Genomic DNA, 19,677 nt, shown 5'->3' with positions numbered 1-19,677 from the left:
ATAATCTGCACAATCAAGGTTTGAGTCGTCAAACTATTTCCAAATTAGGAGGGATTTTGTGACAAATAATATCGACCACAGCATGGTGATGAAGTGCGTGGCCTATGAAAATGGCATCAGCATCGGTGATGTTACGTTAGAAGACATCAGCGAAGTGTTGAAACGCGAACACACGTTTGTATGGTTGGGTTTACGGGAAGCGAACAAAGAGTTGCTGTTAAAAATTCAGGAAGAATTCGGATTGCATGATCTGGCGATTGAGGATGCCTGTTCCGCTCATCAGCGGCCTAAAATCGAGGAATATCAGAACTCGGTATTTATGGTGCTAAATACCGCTCAACTTGGCGACGATAGTGTGGAATTTGGTGAAACACATGTGTTTCTCGGCCCTCGATTTTTAGTCACGGTCAGACATGGTGCCTCGCACAGCCTGAACAAAGTCAGATTGCGTTGTGAAGCTATGCCGCAGCAATTAGCCAAAGGACCTGGATTTGCGCTGTATTCGATCATGGACTTCATCGTCGATAACCACATGCCTGTGATCGATGGCTTGCAGACCCGTTTCGATGTTTTGGAATCGGCGATTTTTCAATACAAACCCAGCCGGCAAACCATGGAAGGCCTATACGAACTAAAACGTGAATTACTCTTATTAGAAGGCGCTATCACACCGGTGATCGACATCTGCAACGAGTTAATGCGTTTTCATAATGACATGATTCCTAAAGATGTGCGGGTGTATTTCCGTGATATTGCCGACCATATCAAACGTATCCATCAAAGCATTCACAGCATGCGGGAAATGTTGCTTGCCGCCATGCAAGTTCATTTGACCTTTGAAACTGTCAGGCAGAACGATGTCGTCAAAAAGCTGGCCGGTTGGGGGGCAATACTTGCAATACCCACCATGGTCTTTAGTTGGTATGGAATGAATTTTAAGCACATGCCTGAATTGGATTGGGAATTCAGTTACCCCATAGTAATTGGCATCGTGTTTTTGGGTAGCACATTGCTTTATTGGCGTTTGAGAAGAGCTCATTGGCTATGACCAACTGATTACGTAGAATAATTTTGCTTAAACATCTGCTATTACCCGCCAGCGTAGACAAGACCATATTGCCCATCATTGTTGGACGGGCATTGCGGGCTTTTTCCGATGGCTTTGTTGCGGTGTTATTGCCCGCATATTTATTGGCCTTGGGTTTTGACACGTGGCAAGTGGGGGCGATAGCAACATCGACACTGTTAGGATCGGCCATGGCTACACTGGCGGTGGGAACTTGGGGGCATAAAGTCCATGATCGCGAATTACTGCTAGTTGCTGCGCTATTGATGATCTCGACTGGGTTCGCCTTTGCCAGTCAAACGTCATTCTGGCCATTGTTGATGATTGCCTTCATTGGTACGCTCAATCCCAGCTCCGGTGACGTCAGCTTGTTTCTGCCACTTGAACATGCTCGACTGGCAGAGGCGGCCCACGATCAAGCTCGGACAGCACTGTTTGCCCGTTATAGCCTTATCGGTGCATTGTTCGCGGCTTTGGGTGCTTTATCGGCGGGACTGCCAGATTATCTTGTCCAAACTATTGACATCAACAGACTTGATGGCTTTCGATTCATGTTTGTCCTTTATAGTCTTATCGGCTTTACTATTTGGCTACTGTATAGACGCTTACCACAGTCACATACTGAACAGCGAAAGCCAGCGCAGCCATTAGGACCATCCAAGTCAGTAGTGATAAAACTGGCGACCTTGTTTTCCCTGGATTCCTTCGCTGGCGGATTAGTCGTCAATTCGCTGTTAGCGCTTTGGCTATTCAAGCGTTTCGATTTGTCATTAGCCGCAGCTGGTTCGTTTTTCTTTTGGGCCGGTTTGCTGACGTCCTTATCCCAGTTGGTTGCACCACACTTGGCAAAACGGATTGGACTGATCAATACCATGGTGTTCACGCACATCCCTGCAAATCTCAGTCTAATCGGGGCCGCATTTGCGCCTGACATCGAAACAGCACTCGGTTTGTTGTTGCTGCGATCCTTATTATCCCAGATGGATGTGCCGGCTCGAAGCGCATTTGTGATGCTGGCGGTGACCCCTGAAGAGAGAGCGGCGGCGGCTAGTTTTACATTGGTACCTCGGAGCTTGGCGTCTTCGCTCAGTCCAACGCTAGGAGGGGCTTTATTTACAACTGGTTTTTTTGCGCTTCCATTGGTGGGGTGCGGGGTTTTGAAGATTGCCTACGATCTGATGTTGTGGCGCGCTTTCAGAAAATTCGAGGCTAAAAATTAGCTGAATTGATGTGAAATAGAGTTTACGATATTTTCGCATATCATTTGAAGATGACTATCCAAAGTCCTGAAGAGCACGAAATTTAAGGATGTGACCGCTTGAGCGCTCAAGAAAAATCGGGAAATCCGTTGCTGGGCCGCCTGGCAATAAAAATCCTCCCCAACTGGTCTCTGTCGGGGGATTATTAGAGAAAGCAAAAAATGGAAAATCGCGTGCTAAGACTTGTCAATGCTGCGCAGCTCTCGGGCTGATTGTCGTAAAACGCCGAACGCAGAATGAAGAAACAATCCGGCGATTAGAGTTCCAACGACGATGTCTGGCCAACGCGAAGAGAGCTGGTAGCTTGTACCAGCAGCTAACAGGACCCCGACATTGGCGATTAAGTCATTGCGTGAACACAGCCAGGTCGATCTCATATTGAGGTTATCGCTACGGTGTCGGTAGAGTAGGAAAAAGCAGACCAGATTGGCAAGCAACGCTAAAGTGCCAACGATCCCCATCATTTCGGTACTTGGCATGATGGGGTTCAATGCTTTGTAACCGGCTTCCCCGAGAACGCCAAGACCAAAGGCCAGCATGAAGGAGCCCTTCAACACGGCCGCCATCGCCTGCCACCGTTCCGAACGGGCCAGCACGAAAAGGCTGAAGCCGTATACCAGTGAGTCGCCCAGCATATCCAGCGCGTCGGCAAGCAACGAAGTTGAGTGCGCTTGGAGTCCCGCTGCACTTTCCACAAAAAACATGGCCGCATTGATGACAAGCACGATCCACAGTACCCGACTGTGGTTTTGGCGCATAGCGGTTAACTCGCAACTTTTATTTTCACAACAACTGGTCATTTTTTCGTCCTCGCATAAGCATGTAAGGCAGCAACCCGCCCTGATTCTTGCTAATTTGAGACCCTATAGTTACTATAGGGTCAAGTGCTAAATATAGGTGAGGTGACACTATCCAAATGCTCAATAGATTTAAGATTGGTGAGCTGGCTAAAATGGCAGGCTGTCAGGTGGTAACGATTCGTTACTATGAGCGGGAAGGTTTGCTGCCGGAACCGACTCGCTCTGACGGCAACTACCGTCTGTACACCAGCAAGCACCTCGAGCAGCTTCATTTCATTCGCCATTGCCGATCGATGGAGATGACGCTTGAGGACATTCGGATGTTACTCAGATTCCGAGACACGCCAGAAGAAAACTGCAGCGAAGTTGACGCTTTACTTGATCAGCATATCTGTGATGTGGTCGACCGGATCGCGCAACTCAAATCACTGGAAAATCAGTTGAGAAACTTGCGTGGTCAATGCCGTAGTGCCCGAGCCGCCAAGGATTGTAGGATTCTGCAGGGCCTGTCTTCGGAAACAGACGGGCAAACACAACGATGATGTAACGACTTGGCTTTTAGTGCTCCACCCAGAATGCTAGTGAGCCCGAACAACCATTTTTGGTGTCAGATTGAGCCAGCCGTCATTCAAGATAATCTTCAGGGTTATTTGCAAACAGCTGATGATTGGGAAAATTGGGGGCAAAATATAAAACCACCCGTCAACTTTTGGCCCTATGAAATGTCGCCTTTAACCATCGGCAAACTTGCCAGGCAAACCGAAGTCACCATTGAGACTATCCGCCACTATCAACGTATTGGTTTACTGACGGAACCCGAGAAACCCCAGGATGGCTACCGATGTTATTCAGATGATGCGATTACTCGAATCCGGTTCATCAAACGCGCTCAACAGGCCGGATTTACCTTAAAAGAAATTGCCACCTTACTAGCCCTTGATGGGGCGCACTGCGCTGATGTTCGACAATTTGCCGAGCAAAAATACCAGCAGATCGATCAACAAATCAAGGATTTAACGACCCTCCGTCAGGTATTGGGAACGCTGGTCAACGACTGTCAGCAGACAACTTCATCCGCGCGTTGCGCTATTCTCGATGCGTTTAGCGATGATGCAGCAACCCAACCCTGATTTTAAGTAAGACCCCACTGCCCACTTGACTCTGTGCTAAACAACAGGGTTTAGACTTCTTGCCAACATTGAAAATTGTTGAGTTTAGGAGATTCGTATGAAAACAGACCCTGAAATACCTATTAACACCCCGTCTTGGCTAGGTATCGGTGCCATATTGGCCGCGATAGGCGCTTCGGCATGCTGTGTCGGGCCTTTTTTACTTTTATCTTTAGGTATTGGCGGCGCATGGATAAGCACGTTGACAGGACTGGAACCGGTTCGTCCATTTTTCATCATCTTAACTCTGTTTTTTATAGGACTTGGGTATCGAAAACTCTATCTAACGCCTGACCGCTGTGAGGTAGATGAAATCTGTGCCATATCCGACATCCAACGCCGACAACGCCTGATGTTTTGGTTGGGTTCCGCATTCATTTTGATACTGCTGGCCTTTCCCTGGTTAGCGCCTTTTTTCATGGCTTGAGAGGGTTTCGATATGACAATTAAATCCAGTTTGTTAGTTATAAGCTTGTTATCAAGCATTCTGTGGATACCGGCAGCACATGCTGAAACTACTGTTGAACAGCCAAACCGGCAGCAAACGGTGACGCTGAACATCGAAAACATGACCTGCGCTCTGTGTACAGTCACCATTAAAAAAGCCTTACAGAAAGTCGTAGGCGTACAAGAAGTGACTGTCGATTACGATTCAAAAACAGCCACAGTAACCTTTGATAGCAAGAAAACCGATAGTGCAGCCTTGATCAAAGCCACGACGGATGCTGGTTATCCGGGTTCCCTGGTCACACCTATTACCCGATAAAGCCGAGGATACGGTCTATGTCTGATTGCTGCTGCCCAAGTACATCCACCAAAACCAAACAGAATTGTCCTGAATGCGGCTCCACTTGTAAAAGTGTCGGTATGTCTACCCTTTATCATCAGGTCAGGTTTCCCGAGAATCAGTCAATCATCACCGACAGCTATTATTTTTGCCCTGCCAAAACATGCTCAGTTGGGTATTTTTCCAGTGCGGGCAACACCATTCCAAAACAGCATTTACGAAGCTATCAAGCCATTCAAAACAATGCACTTTGTTACTGTTTTGATATTGACGCCAGGCAGTATTTGTCGGCGTTAAAAGATCACCGGGCAGAACCGATCAAAGCTTTCGTCATGCAACGTACTCAAGCAGGGGAATGTGCTTGTGAAGTTAGAAACCCATCAGGCCAGTGCTGTTTAGCAAATTTCAAGCGTTTAGAAAATGAACACAATCCGGATGTCAAATGATCGCTATAAACCAGCCGTTCGGAGAACTGATTTTTTATATTTTTCACAGACCGCTATTGCCCGAACTTGCTCATTCAAACCAAATTACACTCAAAATTAATCATCAAACCCGCTTCTGAGTATTAGCCAATAACGTGTTCATTGCCCAGGCTACGATAAAAATCCCAATCGGCATGGATTGCGGTGGTACCGGAAATGGCACCGTCAGTCCCATCAACAAGAGGTATAAAGCACCCAGCATGACATAGATGCTGTACCGATGTGCCATGGGACTGGGATAATCAAAATTGGTCTGGCTGACCTTGCGACGAATCAAACCATCAACCACAAACGGCAGTATGGCCACTGCTAAAAAGGGTAACCAGGCGCAGGCCATGACGAAGCGCTTGATCATCTGATACACGGTATCCCACAGCACATCGAGTCGGCTTTGAATGAACGGAAACAAATCATTGCGACCGACATCTTCAAAGCCTTTGGACATTTGTCGTTCGCGCTCCGTCGGAATGAAGTAACGGTATACGCTTTCTCTCATGCCTGTTTGGACAAACAATTGATCAAACCAATTCTGAGCCGTATGCCGAATCTCCGCTTCCTTTTTTTCTCCGAAATAAGCAATCAGCAACCGATCTTCGGTTGCCTGGATTTCCCGCGTCCAACGATCCGACACAAAACTGGCGACTAAAATGACTTCCAACAACCAGATCATCAGACTGAATAGTAAATTGCGTTGCATGGTCAGGTTAGTGGGATATCAAGTGCTGATTGCAGTACCGGCAAGCGACCCTTAACGATGCGACCGCCGGATAGCTTGGCGATGTAATGTAAATCAGGCAACTGACCGAGTAACTGCGGTGCAAACAAATCGCCTTCTTCCTCCATCAGGCGCTCACCGACATTTCCGGAAAACACGGAGGGATTGGTCGCACTGGTGGCCACGCCTTGGGTTCGCATGATGTATTTCAAGCGGGTTTTGGGTAGATTATCGGTGATGTACTGCTGCGTTTCGCTGTCCATGATTCGCAGGGCAATCAGGTTGTTGACGTTGCCTAATACCTGACGGGCTTTGTCCTGAGAACCGGTGCGGGCTGCAAAGTCGGCAAAGGTCTGGGTGGCAATGAACAAGCGAATTTTGGCACCACGGCCTTTGTTCAATACCTGGATAAAAGGATCGTTGATGACTTCGGCCGCTTCATCGACAAACACATTCACCGGTCGGTCGGAGACACCGTAGTTATAACGGTCACCGGCAACGGCAGCCAGATCGGCAAGTAAAATAGATCCAATCGCACTGCCGACCAGACCATCGGATAACGAGTCCAGGCCAATATAAGCCACCTGAGCCTTTTCTATAATCAAACCGGTATTGGTGATCGGCCGCAGATCATCGGCGTCATGGGGGTTGGGTGATAGCAACGGCCCCAGTGGTCCCGAAGTCAGCATGTTCATGATCGGTATTAACGAGGCGACCATCTTGCTGAAGTGGGTGCGGTCATGTTCAAACAAAGATAAAAGCCCTTCCAAATCCAGGTTGGGCGCTTGGTATTGCACGTACTCCCGGTAAAAGCGAACTAAACCTGCGGCTTTGGAATCGATGTCTTTGGCGGCTCTTAAATACGGCCTGGCTTCCTGATGCCAATTACCCAAGCAATTATCATAATACCGTTCCAGCGCCTGAATCACCAGCGTGGATGGCCCACCTTCCAGATAACGACGCAACTTTGCCAAGGTAGGTCGTTCCTCAATCACCATCAGCCCTTGAATGACGTTATCTAGCGACTTCTGGCCAAAGGCCTTGAAGGGATCGGAAGTCGTTTCACCGGGTGAAATGGCGGTAATGCGGCTAGCAATTTCAGAGGGCCGATTGAAGTTATGCAGTGGATCCAATCGCACACTGTCTTCCGGAAAGGCGGGATGGAAATACACAAAGCGTTCTGGACGTCCGGCTAACTGACAGGCGCGTTTGGCTGACGCCATTAAATCCTTATCGCCTTTGGGATCGATAATGATCACCGCTTCACCGCGCAATACGGCTTGCGTGACCAGGACATCAAAGGCACGGGTTTTCCCTGCACCGGTAGTGCCCACCAGCAAGGTGTGACCAGCGGTATGCTGAATCGGTTGGCGAACATCGCTTTCCGAGATTTCCAGGCCATGGATCCAGGCCGAGCCCATGCGTTGATGGTCGGTGGGAATTAGAGTCGAGACATCGCGCTTGAGAATTTCATAAGCCAACTGCGCGTGTTTTTGCACCCAGTCGAATCCCCAACCAAACCAAAGGTCGTCGGGATGGCTTGTGACATACGCTTTGAGTTTTTCAGCATCCAGATATTGGAAACGAAATTGGCGTAGCCGTCGTTTTCGATACCAGAGACTGACCGTAATGGGTAGTCGCCAACAGACCATGACACCGCAGGCAATCATCAACCAGTCGAATGGCTCACGAGGTAATCCCGACCAGCGACTGGTCAGATACGCCAGACCCGCACCTCCTGTCCAACCGGCAATCGCTGTGACTTCGTAAATCGGTCGCCAGGGAAACTGATAGTCGTAATCGGATTTCATGGTTCGATTCTGACTTTTACGCCTTTGCCACGACCAATGACTTGGCATTCTTTTAGTGAACCGATGTCGCGCAGAAAGTCATAGCGCTTTAATTGCGGATACTGCTCTAAATAGGCCGATAGTTCATCATCCGAAACGAAATACCAGGTTTCGTCTGTCTGGCCTGGCTGCGGTTTTACTGTGGTATTTGCTGACCGTACATGTTGCAACCAAGCCGATATGGCTTCTGGATAAGCGAGTTTTGCATCGACTTTGCTGGGTGGATGATTGACAGGAGAGATTGAATCGGTTGATTGCTGCTGGGGTGCCGAATTATCTTGGCTCGACTGCTTCTGTTTAGGACTTTCTGGTTTTGTCTGTGACCGTGTGGTTTTGTTCGTTTTCTTGGGCTTTGCAGCCTGAGTTGCTTGACTCGTTGTGTTTATCGGTGTGAGCAGAATTTGCAGCCTATTGCTGGGTTCTGCAGCCAACAGCAGGCCGCGAATTTGGCCCACCCGTTGTACTTTAAGCATGGGCGACAACACGTCGATGACCAGCCAACCTTTGGCTTCAATGACCTGAATGAATGCGGCCGGTTCGACCTGGAGGTTTTCAGGTACGCCAGGGAATGCCAGTAAAAACTGTGTTTGTCTGGCCACGACTTCCACATCCATCTGCCATTCGCCGCGATTGAGCTTATCAGCGATCTGGATCAACCATTCACCGGCTTGTCCTTGTTCGCGCAACCAGGCGATGGTCAAGGTTTGGCTACTATTGCTGTCATCGGTGGCGATGTTTATGGTTTCATGATGGGCTATCAGTGTCTCGCTATTTCCAGATGGTTTTTGTGAACTTGTTTCATCAGTTTCTGCGATTACCTGCACATCGGCATTGCTAGGTGAGATGGCTGTTTCCTCCATAGTCATGACGGATGACTGAGCGGTCAAAGTGTCATCGATTATAGTCTGATTAACATCCCATTCTTCAGCATTTGGATGGTCAATTGCAGTAGGATTTTGGTGGAGCTCATCGCTCGCGATGGTGGTATCAGCTTCGGCGGAATCAGCCAGTTCAATGGCATTGATAGCAACGGGTGGTTCATTACTGAAGATCAATTCCAGAGAAGCAAGGCGCAACATGTATAAGCCAACATCAAAACCGTCTGGCTGCATGCGCCAATAGCGATACTGGCGACCATCGCTCGCCACTTTGGCAATCGCAAAGCCACGTTCGATCAAAATATCCGCCAGGGTATCTTCGTCCCTGGGGATACCCGGTACTTTGTCTTTGGTCAGGATGGCGACGATATCCTGTGCGCCCATTCGCCAAACGATATGGATGCCTTCCTGAAAACGCCAAAGCCGGGCACCTTTTTCATTGACCTGCCATTGTCCACTTTTAACCAGACGGCGCATGGCATCGAACAAGTATTTTTCCACCGGCATGCCCAGTGCCGAATCATGGCTGTGGTAATGGGCTTTGAGATCGCGCTCAACGCTTTGGCAGTCAGCGGCGATGACCAACTCGGATAATTTGGCGCCGCGATTCAAACCATGAATGGTTTCCAGCATGACCTGCATAATATCGGGACCCGGTTCCAGTATGTAGGAACGGGACGCTTTGGTCAGCACTCGTTCAATCACCAGCGCCGAAAACTGTTCGTGGCGCTTGTGACGATTCTCCCGCCAACGTAAAAAATAGCGGTCGATTTGATAGCGCTCGGCCCAGTCAGTCAGGTTTTCATCGCAGGGATTCCAGGTGTATTGGCCTTGTCTGTCGATGACCGCAATATCCGATACTGGTTTGCCAATGTCATGTAATAGGCCCGCAAAACACACGGCCAGTCGCCAACGTAACTCAAGGGTTTTACGCTCGCGTGGCGTGGCGTGGGTGGCAAACAAGCAGCCTTGTGAGGATAAGGTAGCCCAATGGGCGACTTCCAAGCCATGACGGAACAAGCCACCCGCCCCGCGATGGTGATGCGATTCGGACGCCGGCAATAAATGGCTGAATGCCGCATAGCGTGCAATCACGGGAAGTACGACCGATTGGTATAACTCATCGGGTAACGCTAAAGCCTGTTCGATGGCTTGGATCAATTCCGCTTGGCTAACCAAAATCCGTTCCACCGGTGCGGCAGGCAGCCCCTTCATGAACGGCGGATAACGGGGTATCTCTTCTTCAGTGTGTTTTGGCACCTCAATCGTTACAGCCGGCGTTTCGCCGAAAAGCCGTTTGCCGATGCGTTGAATGAGGTGGGTATACAGATTTTCCATAGCAAACCATGCTGACAGAAAACCGCAGGGGTCCACCTTGCAGCTAATTTCAAATTCGGCATTTGCTGCAAGAAGGCTTGAAAAAAGAGTGCTTAGTGTAACGAGCTCCCCAAAACCTTATGGAGCTTCCATGAAACGCAATCCACTAACCGCATATTGCCTGCTGACGTTGCTGATCAGCACCGCATGTCAATCGTTGGTACAGCCAGACCCGTCAACTAGTCAAACGATCATCGAATCTCTTTTGCCGTTGTCTCAACCAGACCAACCTTGGCGACTTGATAGTGCCTGGCAAGCTAGTGCGCTTGGTGGTGCCGTTTATCGTGCCTCATCGCTGGAGCATGTCGTCAGGCAGGTTGATCACGCGTTAACACCGACTGAACCGAACACGGAAAGTGTGGTTCAGACCGTTGGCGAAGTCAGTAGCCAAACAAACATTGAAGATCCCGAACTCCTCGAGCGAGCTTGGCGCAAATATTGTCATCATCAGCTGGATATGACGCCGGAAGAGCGCGCCTTAATTCTGGTGACTAAAATTCCACGCCAAATACTGAGTCATGGCTGCACGCCGTATAGCCTTAAGAAGTAGGCCAGGCTATGAGCAAGAATAATCATGACAGTCTGAACAATCTCAGCGATCGTTTCCAAAAACTGATCGACCATAAATCCGAAAAGCTGAAAATCGTTGCACCGCTGAAATCCCTTCCAACGTGGCCATCGACCATTCGCGGCACCCCCAATGCCTGTTTACGCAGTGCCTTGTTTGCCGGTGTGCAAGGCAACGAACGCATTGCTTACAAAAAACGGACATTGTTAGCGTCGGTAGACGGTATTGAAGTCCGCTACTTGGGCGTGCAGCTCAATCAATCGGATCTTGATGTCTGGATGCAAATCATTCACTTGTCCAGGCAGCAATTACCGGGTTTTAGCGTCACTTTTTCCGCCTATGGGCTGTTGACGGCCTTGGGCCGCAGCAGTGGCAAAAGTCAGCACGAATGGCTCAAAGAGTCGATGGCCCGGCTGGGCGGGGCTTTTGTCGAGATCACTTTTCAAGGCCGCGATACCTTCGGTGAGAAAGGCTTTTTGCGTTATTACCGTGATGAAGTGACTCAGCGGTATGTGGTGGAACTGACAGAATCGATGTTAAGGCTGTTTGAAGAAGGCTACACCTACATCGAATTTGAACAACGGCAAAAATTGCGTAAGCAACCCTTGGCACTGTGGCTACATGGCTTTTTGGCCTCGCACGCGGCACCGTATCCCTTGAAAATCACTACCATTCATCGCTTGAGCGGTAGTGGCGCCCACACCTTACGCGATTTTAAATACCGTTTGCGTAAAGCCCTCAATGCCTTGATAGACATTGGAGCCTTGGAAAATTATGAACTTGGCAATGATGCTGTCAAGATCAAAAAGTGCCCGACACCCAGTCAGCAGCGCTATTTGGCGGGGCAATCGCATTGAAAAAAGCACGGCATTCGACCGACGCTGTTTTTGGCCTGATTGTTGTTCTCGATACGGCATTAGGCCGACGCGGATACGGCATTCGACCGACAGTGGCACGGCATTCGACCGACGGGGTAACGGCATTCGACCGACAGGTACGGCATTCGACCGACGAAAAGCACGGCATTAGGCCGACGTTTGACACGGCATTCGACCGACGCTAGGCCGAATGGGAGAAATCGCTGCAGGCGCTGCAGGATATGACCTGCAGCGATTCTTCAACCACCCAAAAACAGGCTGCTAATCTATTTATAATCTTTATTTAATCTAAATATAGGCAAGGCCTAGCTGTGGATAACTTTTAAGCCTTTTCGCAATGCAAAACTCCAAATTCATTTCTCAGTGATCGTTGCTAAGAGCCAATGATCAACGATTGCCTTCTTGCGTAGCCTGTTGAAATTGGTGGTAGCCATCGCGGATCTTGCCCAGTAACGCCAGTTGCTTACGAATATCGACAAATTCATTTTCCAGTTCTTCCACCAAGGTTTGTTCCCAATCCGGCTCACCTTTCAAAATCTTCTGTAAGGGATAGCGATAGCCCAGGCCTTTTTTGAGGTATTGGCAAATCGGTTTGGTTGCGCCGTTTTGACGCAATGAAGCCATGCGGTACCATTCGATGCTGAATGACAAACTGCTGTCCCGGCGCCGGATACGAACCCCAATTCGGCCGCGTTCGTTTCTTGCCCCTTGTTTATGCCGGTTTTGCAATTGTCGCCAGTAATCATCGACCAGCATGCGGGCCTGGTCATGGAGTTGCTCGAATTGTGTTTCTAGCCAAATTGGTATGACGTTTTCCAATGTGGAAGTAGGCTGATTGTCTGATGGTTCAGTGTGCATAAAATTCCTGTTACTTATCTTCAGGGATTTTGGGTGTAAATCCCTGATGGGAAAGGGGCTAAAAATGGGGTGTGTGCCATGGCGTGAAGCCTATGTCTGAACAGGAATGCTGTTTGCCTTATCCCTGTACTATCAGGGATTTTAAGTTGAATTTTTGGTGTGATGTCGATTGAAAATCCCTGAGCAATCTCATTGTTCGTTTACCTGTTCAGCGTTTTTAGTGACCAGATTTTCAAAAACGAGCACGCCAATTTCCCTGAATAGTCAGGGATACTGACCCTCTTCACCCTGTCCAGACAATCAAGCGAGCCACGCCACGGCGCAAAACATTGTAGGCAGCAGATCGCAACGCGTTGATTGCAGCAAATGCCGAAAACGGCACTAGCTGTAGGATGATTTCGAAAATGAAAAACAGGTCGATCTTGCAGCAAATGCCAAATTCGACATTTGCTGCACGATGATGAGGATGGGGTTAGATAGACAATGCGGTTATGAACCGAATCGTCCGTCTATCCCTGATACTGTTGAGTTTTTATTGGCCGGTCTTTGCTGTCAAGGCAGAGAACACGGGCGAGTTACCTGCGGCGTCGTATTTCGAAGACAAGCAACGCGGCTGGTTTTGGTATGAAGTGTTGCCGGAGCCGATTAAGCCCGAGCCCAAAATCGAACCACCCAAACCCGATCCTCAGCCCGATACGGCCAAGGTAGAAGCGTCGGTGGTTGTACCTGTTCCTGATCAGCCTGAACCGCTGTCGTCAGCGTGGCTCAAACAAAACCTGGAAAAGTATCTCAACAAGGCCATCGACGAGCCCAGTCAGGAGAATGTGGCGGCGTTTTACTACCTGCAACGGGTGATGATGGATAAAGCCGAGCGCTTTACCAATGCCGCCCGTTATGTGGTGATGTCAGATCCACAACTCGATGAATCCGTCCGCCGTCCGATTTCAACCTTTGCGGTCAACGAAGCCAATCACCAAGCCAGTGTCGCCGCCGATCACGCCCTGAAAACCATCGCCGCCAAAGCCGGTATTTTGTTTTTCTTTCGCTCCGATTGCCGCTATTGCCATGTACAGGCACCGATCTTGGCGATGTTGGAACGCAGTTATGGTTTCAAAATTTATTCGGTGTCACTGGATGGTTTACCGATGCCCAATGGCTTGTTCAGTCCGTTCAAAATCGATCAGGGTCAAGCCGCATTGTTGGGGGTTGAGCAAACCCCAGCGCTGTTTTTGATGAAACCACCGAAACAAATTATGCCGTTGTCCCAAGGGGTGTTGTCGTTGGAAGAAGCGTCCAGCCGCATCTTGTTGGCGGCCAAGGAAGCCGGTTGGCTGGAATCCTCGCAATATCAAACCACCCAGGGCATACGCTCAACGCCGATGTTGTTACCGGCAGCGGGCAGTATTAGTCCATCAACCGCTCAAAATCCGCTATCGCTGATTCAAGCACTGCAAACCGGTGCGCAAATTGGGAGTGCTCCATGACTTCGTTACCCTTGCGGCGATTCGTCGTGTTGCTGTTACTGATCGAGACCAGCGTGCCGGCCTATGCCGACTTGCAGCAGGAGATGGACGGCATGTTTGGCACCATGACCAACTTTACCGCGCCGACCGCCCATTTAGGCCAACGCCGTGGCGTGATTACTGGCGGCAGTCTGGTCGCCCGCAATGGCATTACCAACACCAATCTGGTGTCGTTTGTGCCACCCTCGTTCAGTGCCGGTTGCGGTGGCATCGATTTGTTCGGCGGCAGTTTCAGCTTTATCAACTTTAACCAGTTCGTGCAGTTACTGCGTAATGTCGCCGGTAATGCCGCAGGCTATGCGTTTCAACTGGCTGTTGGCGCGATGTGTCCCTGGTGTGCTTCAGTTATGACCGACCTGCAGAAGAAGATCCAGGAAATGAACCAGATGTTCAGCAACTCCTGTCGGTTATCGCAAGGCCTGGTTAACGATACCGTCAAAGCCTTCGATTTACAGAGCAAGGTCAATTTATCCAACGCCTCGTTTACCCAAGGCATCAGCGATGTCTTCTCCAGCTGGACCAACACCAGCACCTTGGGCGATCCCATGCAGCAAGTGAAGCAAAACGCCCCCAATGATATGACGCAGAAAATCCAGGGCAACTTGGTGTGGCGGGCCTTGGTCAATCAAAACGCCGGTGCCTGGTTTCGCTTTGGCGGTAATGACTTGTTGCAGGCAGCGATGAGTATTTCCGGCACGGTGATCGTTGACGCGCCGCAAGTCGCCGCCGACGGCAAAGGCGAAAACAACGCCATCAGCGCACCACCACCGATTTTACGCATCAAAGATTTGATGTACGGCAATGATGCCGGTAACAGCTATCAAACGGTGAATTTGTATGTTTGCTCAGACGGCACCGGCGCTGATCAGTGTTTAAAGCCTATCGTCCGCAACGTCAATCTGGTGGGACTCAAACAGCGGGTGATGGAAATGCTGCTTGGCTCGGCCAATAACGGAAATGGCCTGATTTACAAATTCGCTACCAACAGCGGCCAAATTACCGCCGCTGAACAAGCCTTCATGCAAACCGTACCCGACGCCATCGGTGGCATGATCCATAACCTGGCCCGCGAGGATGCCGGCATCGCCAAGCTATGGGCCGAAGAAGCAGCACCAGTGATTGCCTTGGAACTGGCGCAATTGATCGTCAACGATGTGTTGAACGCCGTGCAAGTTGCCGCGCAAATCAATGACCATGCCTACGCCAAATTGCTGATGGACTCGTTGAGCGTAGCTCGTCAGCAGATTCAGGATGAATACGTCACCATCGCCGGCCGCTATGGCAATCCGCAAACCCTGATGGCGTTTTATCAACAGTTGATGAATACCGTCAAACCGCGTCAGTACGGCAGTGTCACCCAAGTATCGGCCAGCGGCACGGCGTGGCCGAGTCCGTAATGCCGGTTCATGCCGCTATGTCTTATTTTCTAGTTGGATAAAAGCAGGTAGCCCATGTTTGAAATCTTTTCCGTGGGCGATTCAGCCTATCTACAAGCGGTACTGAATGCAGTCGCCATGATCGCCGGTACCGGCGATTACCGAACCGCTGCGGCCATCGGTGGCATCATCGGCGTGATTATCATCATGCTGCGCGCCTTGATTCAGTTCGATGGTCGTGGCATTCGCTATCAGGATCTGTTCATCGCCTATGTGCTCTGGCTGATGCTGTATGCGCCGTCCGTGCGAGTCAGTATCGAAGATGCGTATACCGGCAGCGTGGTGGTGGTCGATAACGTACCGATGGGGCCGGCGGTGGTGGGTAGTGTGATGTCGAACATGGGTTATCGGACCACCCGATTGTTCGAACAAGCCTTTGGTACACCGACCATGACCGGCAATGGCTTTGCCGATAGCTTGCAAACGCTGACGGCGGTGCGCAAAAATCTGCTCTCGCGGATTCACTTGGGTGCAGCCAATACGCCGGTTGCGGGCAGCGACATGGAAGCCTCGTTTGCTAATTACGTCAAGGAATGTACCTTGACCGGTGTAGATTTACATCTGAAATCGGTTGATGCGATTTTGCGCGATGCCGACCCGCTTAATGCCATTCGCTTTGACTCGGACATTTACATGACCGAGATTTATATCGGTGGTCAGCCGCAAACCCAAACCTGTACTGATGCCTGGACCAATCTGGGTAATCTTGCCAATGGCGCCTTTAGCACGGCACTGGAAACCCAGTTACAACAAATTTTAGGTGTCCCGGCTGCCGCAGACACGCTGCCGAAAATCCAGGATGCCTTTGATGCCCTGGCGGGACCGGGTGTGGTGGATGCCAGTCAGTACATGTTGATGTCGGCGATCATGCCGATGTTTGAGCAAGGCGTGGTCGGCCGGCATGAAGACGGTTTGCACTGGACCAAGGCCTCGATGATCGAACAAGCCATCCAGCAGCGCAATACTCAGTGGGCGGCTGAACAGACCTTGTTCTCGAAAATCGTCCGGCCGATGATGGCGTTTATTGAAGGCCTGAGTTATGCCATCGCCCCGATCATGGCATTTGTGGTGTTGTTTGGCAGTGTCGGTATTCGCATGAATATCGGCTATTTCTCGATGCTGCTGTGGATCCAGTTATGGATGCCGATTCTGGCGGTGATCAACTTGTTTATCCAGATGTCGGCGGCCGGCAAAATGGCAGCGCTAACGTCAGCCAATTACAACCTGCCATCGATGATGGGCATTTACCAGCTCGATATGGAGTTGCAACAATGGTTATCCATCGGCGGTATGTTGGCCGCATCAACACCGGCCATCACCTTGATGCTCATTTATCGCGGTGCGGTCACCGCTACGCACTTTCTGGGGCGGATGGATGGCGGCGACTATGCCAATGAACGCATAGCCACGCCGGATGTGATCAGTCCGGCACCGATTTTAAATGCGCAGCCGCAGCATCAATACAGTCCGCTTTCGGCTGTGACGCAAACCGGCAGTGACAAAGTGCTACCCACATTCTCCGCGGGCAAGGATATGAGTGCGGCCGTTTCATCGGCTTATAGCGCGTCGGAACTAGCGACCAGCAGTTTCATGAACAGCGTGTCATCCACTGCAGCCAAATCCAGCAGCATTACCCATGATGCTTTTGATAGTCGCTCACTTGGGCAACAGATCGCCAGCAGTTCCAGTCATACCGACGCCTATAACCGGCAGTTTGGTGAAGCCTTTGCCAAGAAACATGCGGATACCGGCATTTCGGCAGACAGTTTTTCGGCATTGGTCGCTGGCAGTGCCAATGCCGGTGCCAAACTGGGTAACGATCAATTGAGTGCCACACTCTCTGGACGCTTACAGAACGATTTCAAGGTTGGCCAGGATAAGTCCGATGCCATTGCCGCCGATATTAGCCAAACCGTTAATGATGCGCAGGGTTATCAGGTTGGTCTGGCCAAAAACCTGGCAATGGATGCTCAGGACGGCACCCGCAATGTGGCTTCGATGGGCTTACAAAGCCAATCCTTATCCTCATTGCAGCGCAGTGCAACCGATGTGGTTTCGGCTAATGAAACCTATCAGCAAACCGCCTCGGCACAACAACGGTTTAGCAGCCAGGCCAGCTTTGGTGCGGCGGAAACCGGTTACAAAATTGCCAATGACACTACGCTGATGGAGCGCCTCGATCACGCCCTGGATCAGTATGGACTTCGTGGCGATACGCAGCGGTTAGCTTCACAATGGAAAGCTGCAGGCTGGATAAGCAATAGTGAACAGGCCTATGCCGCAGCGGGCATGTCGCTGTTAACAGGGTTTTCGTCGCCCAGTTATCGCACCCTCGATACTCAGCAATCAAGGCAAGCCGAAGTGGCCGGTTACCAATTACTGGGCGACGCCTTCAACGCGCCGAAAGCCGATCAAAGTCATAGCCCGGTCAGAAACGAGTCGTTACAGAATCAGGCGCCTCACATTGGAAGCGTTCAGTCGAATGTCGAGCAAGCCAACCTGGCTGATCCACGAACTGATGTCGCTGGCATTGGTCATCGTGCGCAGCAACAAATTAATCGTACTGTTAACAAGGTCGGTTCTGGTCAGCGGGTCATTGAGGCAGACCATGATCGGAACCTTGAAGGGCTAGACCAAACATCCAAATCCGGGTTTGCCGAGGTGGCCAATATCAAAGCGGAGCATTTTAAAGCGGCCATTGCTTCCGCGGCCAACGATACGCCTTCGGCGGCTGAGGCGTCGTATAACTACTTGGGGGGTAGTCTTTACAATTCAGCGAAAAATATTGAAGCCGTCGGCGCGGGAACCAAGGGATCGGTGAATGAATTCATTGCGCATGCCGATGAAGCGTATTCAAAAGGGGCTGATGAATGGGAAGCGATTAAATACGGCGCATCTCGATCACAGTCCGGATTTACCGAAGCCACCAAACATTGGGCAGACCAACGTGTGAGTGCCGTTGCTGACCGACTGACACCAAGCCAACAAGCCTATTACCGCGCTGCGATGGTTGATACGTTTGCAGGTATCGCGGTTTTCGGTGAGAACGCTGGTGATTTGGGTGCCGCGAGGCAGAACTTACTGGATGAAGAAGGACAATATGACGGCAGCAACATTGCCCAGTTGCTAAAACAAGCCGCTGGTCAGAACAGAAACGATCTAATTGACCAGATCGCAAATTACAACCGAGCCCGTGGGCGGGTTAATTACTAACCAAACCTTTGCCGCGGGTTTTGAACAGTTGTAATACTCCAGACAGCAAGCCTCGGATTAGCATGACTGTGAACGCTATTACTACATAGCCAGTCCACTCAGGGATTTGATGAATCAGGATCATCGCCAACACTACCAGGATGGCCCAGTAATAATTGCTTTCATGGTCAAGTTTAGCTGCCAGTTGTTCAATGCATTGAAAGGCAAGTTCCGGCAAAGCCAACAACCCGAAGATGACGGTACCGAATAATGCAATGTGCCCTGAGTTGTTTGAAAGAACACCTTTCGAGCTTAACAATCCGATCAAGCCAAATCCAAGGATCGCAGTCGCTAAACCGAAAAAGACAGAAAAGGACAAGGTTCGAGTTTGAAAAAGTCGAAATAAACGTCCAAAGCCACTTTGGAATTTCGTGAACGTAGCGCCGCAAAACGGGCAAACCGATTTCAGTGGCTGGCCATAGTAACTGACGACTCTCGGCACCATGATCCGATTACATTCATGGCAATGCACAGTGGCGTGATGTCCGGTAAACATTGATTGGACGGATTCGGATTGCTGAATCGTGGTGCCGGCTTTAAAGCGGTTTGACAGAGAAGATGACATCAATAGCTCCCGAATATCTTGGTGCTATTATCGTACGTCGGTAATGGTCAATTGCCAAGTCATGACATTGAAATTATTAGATTTTTACACATTTAAGTTCATAAGTTTCACCCTAAGTCTGAGTCAGACTGATAGCCCATTTATTTTGCTTAAATGCTCCAAGAACGGCATGCTTCATTAGCAATTTGTCAGAAACGAATTTGCATTTCTT

At 50.1% G+C, this 19,677-nt stretch carries 17 protein-coding genes; 11 read left to right on the top strand and 6 right to left on the bottom strand.

The genetic code is table 11. The features are described 5' to 3' along the window. Positions 1-82: 82 nt before the first annotated feature. Positions 83-1,048: a magnesium and cobalt transport protein CorA gene (locus ACWAU0_RS00975; RefSeq protein ID WP_458139186.1), complete on the top strand. Its 966-nt coding sequence runs from the start codon at positions 83-85 to the stop codon at positions 1,046-1,048. Between the two features lie 23 nt (positions 1,049-1,071). Next, positions 1,072-2,286, top strand: coding sequence for an MFS transporter (locus ACWAU0_RS00970; protein WP_278211061.1), 1,215 nt, complete (start codon positions 1,072-1,074; stop codon positions 2,284-2,286). 215 nt (positions 2,287-2,501) lie between these two features. Here the strand turns inward: ACWAU0_RS00970 and ACWAU0_RS00965 are convergent, their stop codons facing one another. Next, positions 2,502-3,083 carry a cation diffusion facilitator family transporter gene (locus tag ACWAU0_RS00965; protein ID WP_278211062.1) on the bottom strand — a complete coding sequence of 194 codons (582 nt, stop codon included), beginning with the start codon at positions 3,081-3,083 and terminating at the stop codon, positions 2,502-2,504. A gap of 158 nt (positions 3,084-3,241) precedes the next feature. Between ACWAU0_RS00965 and cadR the strand changes: the two genes are divergently transcribed. The 4 genes from cadR to ACWAU0_RS00945 all read left to right on the top strand — a co-directional run bounded on the left by cadR (position 3,242) and on the right by ACWAU0_RS00945 (position 5,527). After that, complete coding sequence (gene cadR / locus ACWAU0_RS00960; protein ID WP_278211063.1) at positions 3,242-3,667, top strand: Cd(II)/Pb(II)-responsive transcriptional regulator; 426 nt, start codon at positions 3,242-3,244, stop codon at positions 3,665-3,667. A gap of 180 nt (positions 3,668-3,847) precedes the next feature. Next, a complete protein-coding gene (locus tag ACWAU0_RS00955; RefSeq protein WP_523070750.1) occupies positions 3,848-4,255 on the top strand; it encodes a MerR family DNA-binding protein in 408 nt (135 codons plus the stop codon). A 97-nt stretch (positions 4,256-4,352) separates the two neighbouring features. Continuing rightward, on the top strand, positions 4,353-5,060 hold the full coding sequence (locus ACWAU0_RS00950; RefSeq protein ID WP_331725264.1) for a MerT/CopZ fusion-like heavy metal transport selenoprotein: 708 nt from the start codon (positions 4,353-4,355) through the stop codon (positions 5,058-5,060). A gap of 17 nt (positions 5,061-5,077) precedes the next feature. Further along, positions 5,078-5,527: a putative iron-sulfur cluster-binding metallochaperone gene (locus ACWAU0_RS00945; protein ID WP_278211067.1), complete on the top strand. Its 450-nt coding sequence runs from the start codon at positions 5,078-5,080 to the stop codon at positions 5,525-5,527. A gap of 103 nt (positions 5,528-5,630) precedes the next feature. On the opposite strand, the gene ACWAU0_RS00940 is transcribed toward ACWAU0_RS00945, so the two are convergent. Genes ACWAU0_RS00940 through mobH form a run of 3 tightly spaced genes read right to left on the bottom strand, consistent with a single transcriptional unit; the run spans position 5,631 to position 10,347 of the window. Further along, positions 5,631-6,263, bottom strand: a complete 633-nt coding sequence (locus ACWAU0_RS00940; protein WP_278211068.1) for an IncC plasmid conjugative DNA transfer DtrJ family protein — start codon at positions 6,261-6,263, stop codon at positions 5,631-5,633. Between the two features lie 2 nt (positions 6,264-6,265). Further along, positions 6,266-8,092, bottom strand: coding sequence for a conjugative transfer system coupling protein TraD (gene traD / locus ACWAU0_RS00935; protein WP_278211069.1), 1,827 nt, complete (start codon positions 8,090-8,092; stop codon positions 6,266-6,268). Next, positions 8,089-10,347, bottom strand: coding sequence for a MobH family relaxase (gene mobH / locus ACWAU0_RS00930; protein ID WP_278211070.1), 2,259 nt, complete (start codon positions 10,345-10,347; stop codon positions 8,089-8,091). Before mobH ends, traD begins: the two co-directional genes overlap by 4 nt. 130 nt (positions 10,348-10,477) lie before the next feature. Between mobH and ACWAU0_RS00925 the strand changes: the two genes are divergently transcribed. Continuing rightward, positions 10,478-10,936 carry a hypothetical protein gene (locus tag ACWAU0_RS00925; protein ID WP_278211072.1) on the top strand — a complete coding sequence of 153 codons (459 nt, stop codon included), beginning with the start codon at positions 10,478-10,480 and terminating at the stop codon, positions 10,934-10,936. Between the two features lie 8 nt (positions 10,937-10,944). After that, positions 10,945-11,811, top strand: a complete 867-nt coding sequence (gene trfA, locus ACWAU0_RS00920; RefSeq protein WP_278211073.1) for a plasmid replication initiator TrfA — start codon at positions 10,945-10,947, stop codon at positions 11,809-11,811. Between the two features lie 408 nt (positions 11,812-12,219). Here trfA and mobI read toward each other — a convergent pair whose 3' ends face one another. Beyond that, positions 12,220-12,690 (bottom strand): conjugative transfer protein MobI(A/C), encoded by a 471-nt coding sequence (gene mobI, locus ACWAU0_RS00915; protein ID WP_278211074.1) that lies wholly within the window; start codon positions 12,688-12,690, stop codon positions 12,220-12,222. A gap of 491 nt (positions 12,691-13,181) precedes the next feature. Between mobI and traF the strand changes: the two genes are divergently transcribed. The 3 genes from traF to ACWAU0_RS00900 are packed head-to-tail and all read left to right on the top strand — an operon-like array spanning position 13,182 to position 18,862. Next, complete coding sequence (gene traF / locus ACWAU0_RS00910) at positions 13,182-14,174, top strand: conjugal transfer protein TraF (protein WP_278211075.1); 993 nt, start codon at positions 13,182-13,184, stop codon at positions 14,172-14,174. Further along, complete coding sequence (locus ACWAU0_RS00905; protein WP_278211076.1) at positions 14,171-15,610, top strand: conjugal transfer protein TraH; 1,440 nt, start codon at positions 14,171-14,173, stop codon at positions 15,608-15,610. The genes traF and ACWAU0_RS00905 overlap by 4 nt, the downstream gene beginning before the upstream one ends. Before the next feature lie 54 nt (positions 15,611-15,664). Further along, positions 15,665-18,862 (top strand): conjugal transfer protein TraG N-terminal domain-containing protein, encoded by a 3,198-nt coding sequence (locus tag ACWAU0_RS00900; RefSeq protein WP_458138064.1) that lies wholly within the window; start codon positions 15,665-15,667, stop codon positions 18,860-18,862. On the opposite strand, the gene ACWAU0_RS00895 is transcribed toward ACWAU0_RS00900, so the two are convergent. Then, complete coding sequence (locus tag ACWAU0_RS00895) at positions 18,852-19,466, bottom strand: hypothetical protein (RefSeq protein WP_278211078.1); 615 nt, start codon at positions 19,464-19,466, stop codon at positions 18,852-18,854. The two genes, ACWAU0_RS00900 and ACWAU0_RS00895, sit on opposite strands and share 11 nt — an antisense overlap. Positions 19,467-19,677 lie beyond the last annotated feature (211 nt).

The sequence above is a fragment of the Methylomonas sp. Uni0009 genome (assembly GCF_054188105.3).
The sequence above is the reverse complement of the archived record's forward strand: the minus strand, read 5'-3'. Positions and strand labels throughout refer to the sequence as shown.

Bases quoted from the DNA above. Each gene is read 5' to 3' on its own strand.
- traD (WP_278211069.1), bottom strand. From the start codon at position 8,092: ATGAAATCCGATTACGACTATCAGTTTCCCTGGCGACCGATTTACGAA.
- ACWAU0_RS00965 (WP_278211062.1), bottom strand. From the start codon at position 3,083: ATGCGCCAAAACCACAGTCGGGTACTGTGGATCGTGCTTGTCATCAAT.
- mobH (WP_278211070.1), bottom strand. From the start codon at position 10,347: ATGGAAAATCTGTATACCCACCTCATTCAACGCATCGGCAAACGGCTT.
- ACWAU0_RS00940 (WP_278211068.1), bottom strand. From the start codon at position 6,263: ATGCAACGCAATTTACTATTCAGTCTGATGATCTGGTTGTTGGAAGTC.
- trfA (WP_278211073.1), top strand. From the start codon at position 10,945: ATGAGCAAGAATAATCATGACAGTCTGAACAATCTCAGCGATCGTTTC.
- mobI (WP_278211074.1), bottom strand. From the start codon at position 12,690: ATGCACACTGAACCATCAGACAATCAGCCTACTTCCACATTGGAAAAC.
- cadR (WP_278211063.1), top strand. From the start codon at position 3,242: ATGCTCAATAGATTTAAGATTGGTGAGCTGGCTAAAATGGCAGGCTGT.
- ACWAU0_RS00955 (WP_523070750.1), top strand. From the start codon at position 3,848: ATGTCGCCTTTAACCATCGGCAAACTTGCCAGGCAAACCGAAGTCACC.
- traF (WP_278211075.1), top strand. From the start codon at position 13,182: ATGAACCGAATCGTCCGTCTATCCCTGATACTGTTGAGTTTTTATTGG.
- ACWAU0_RS00975 (WP_458139186.1), top strand. From the start codon at position 83: ATGGTGATGAAGTGCGTGGCCTATGAAAATGGCATCAGCATCGGTGAT.
- ACWAU0_RS00905 (WP_278211076.1), top strand. From the start codon at position 14,171: ATGACTTCGTTACCCTTGCGGCGATTCGTCGTGTTGCTGTTACTGATC.
- ACWAU0_RS00945 (WP_278211067.1), top strand. From the start codon at position 5,078: ATGTCTGATTGCTGCTGCCCAAGTACATCCACCAAAACCAAACAGAAT.
- ACWAU0_RS00925 (WP_278211072.1), top strand. From the start codon at position 10,478: ATGAAACGCAATCCACTAACCGCATATTGCCTGCTGACGTTGCTGATC.
- ACWAU0_RS00900 (WP_458138064.1), top strand. From the start codon at position 15,665: ATGTTTGAAATCTTTTCCGTGGGCGATTCAGCCTATCTACAAGCGGTA.
- ACWAU0_RS00895 (WP_278211078.1), bottom strand. From the start codon at position 19,466: ATGTCATCTTCTCTGTCAAACCGCTTTAAAGCCGGCACCACGATTCAG.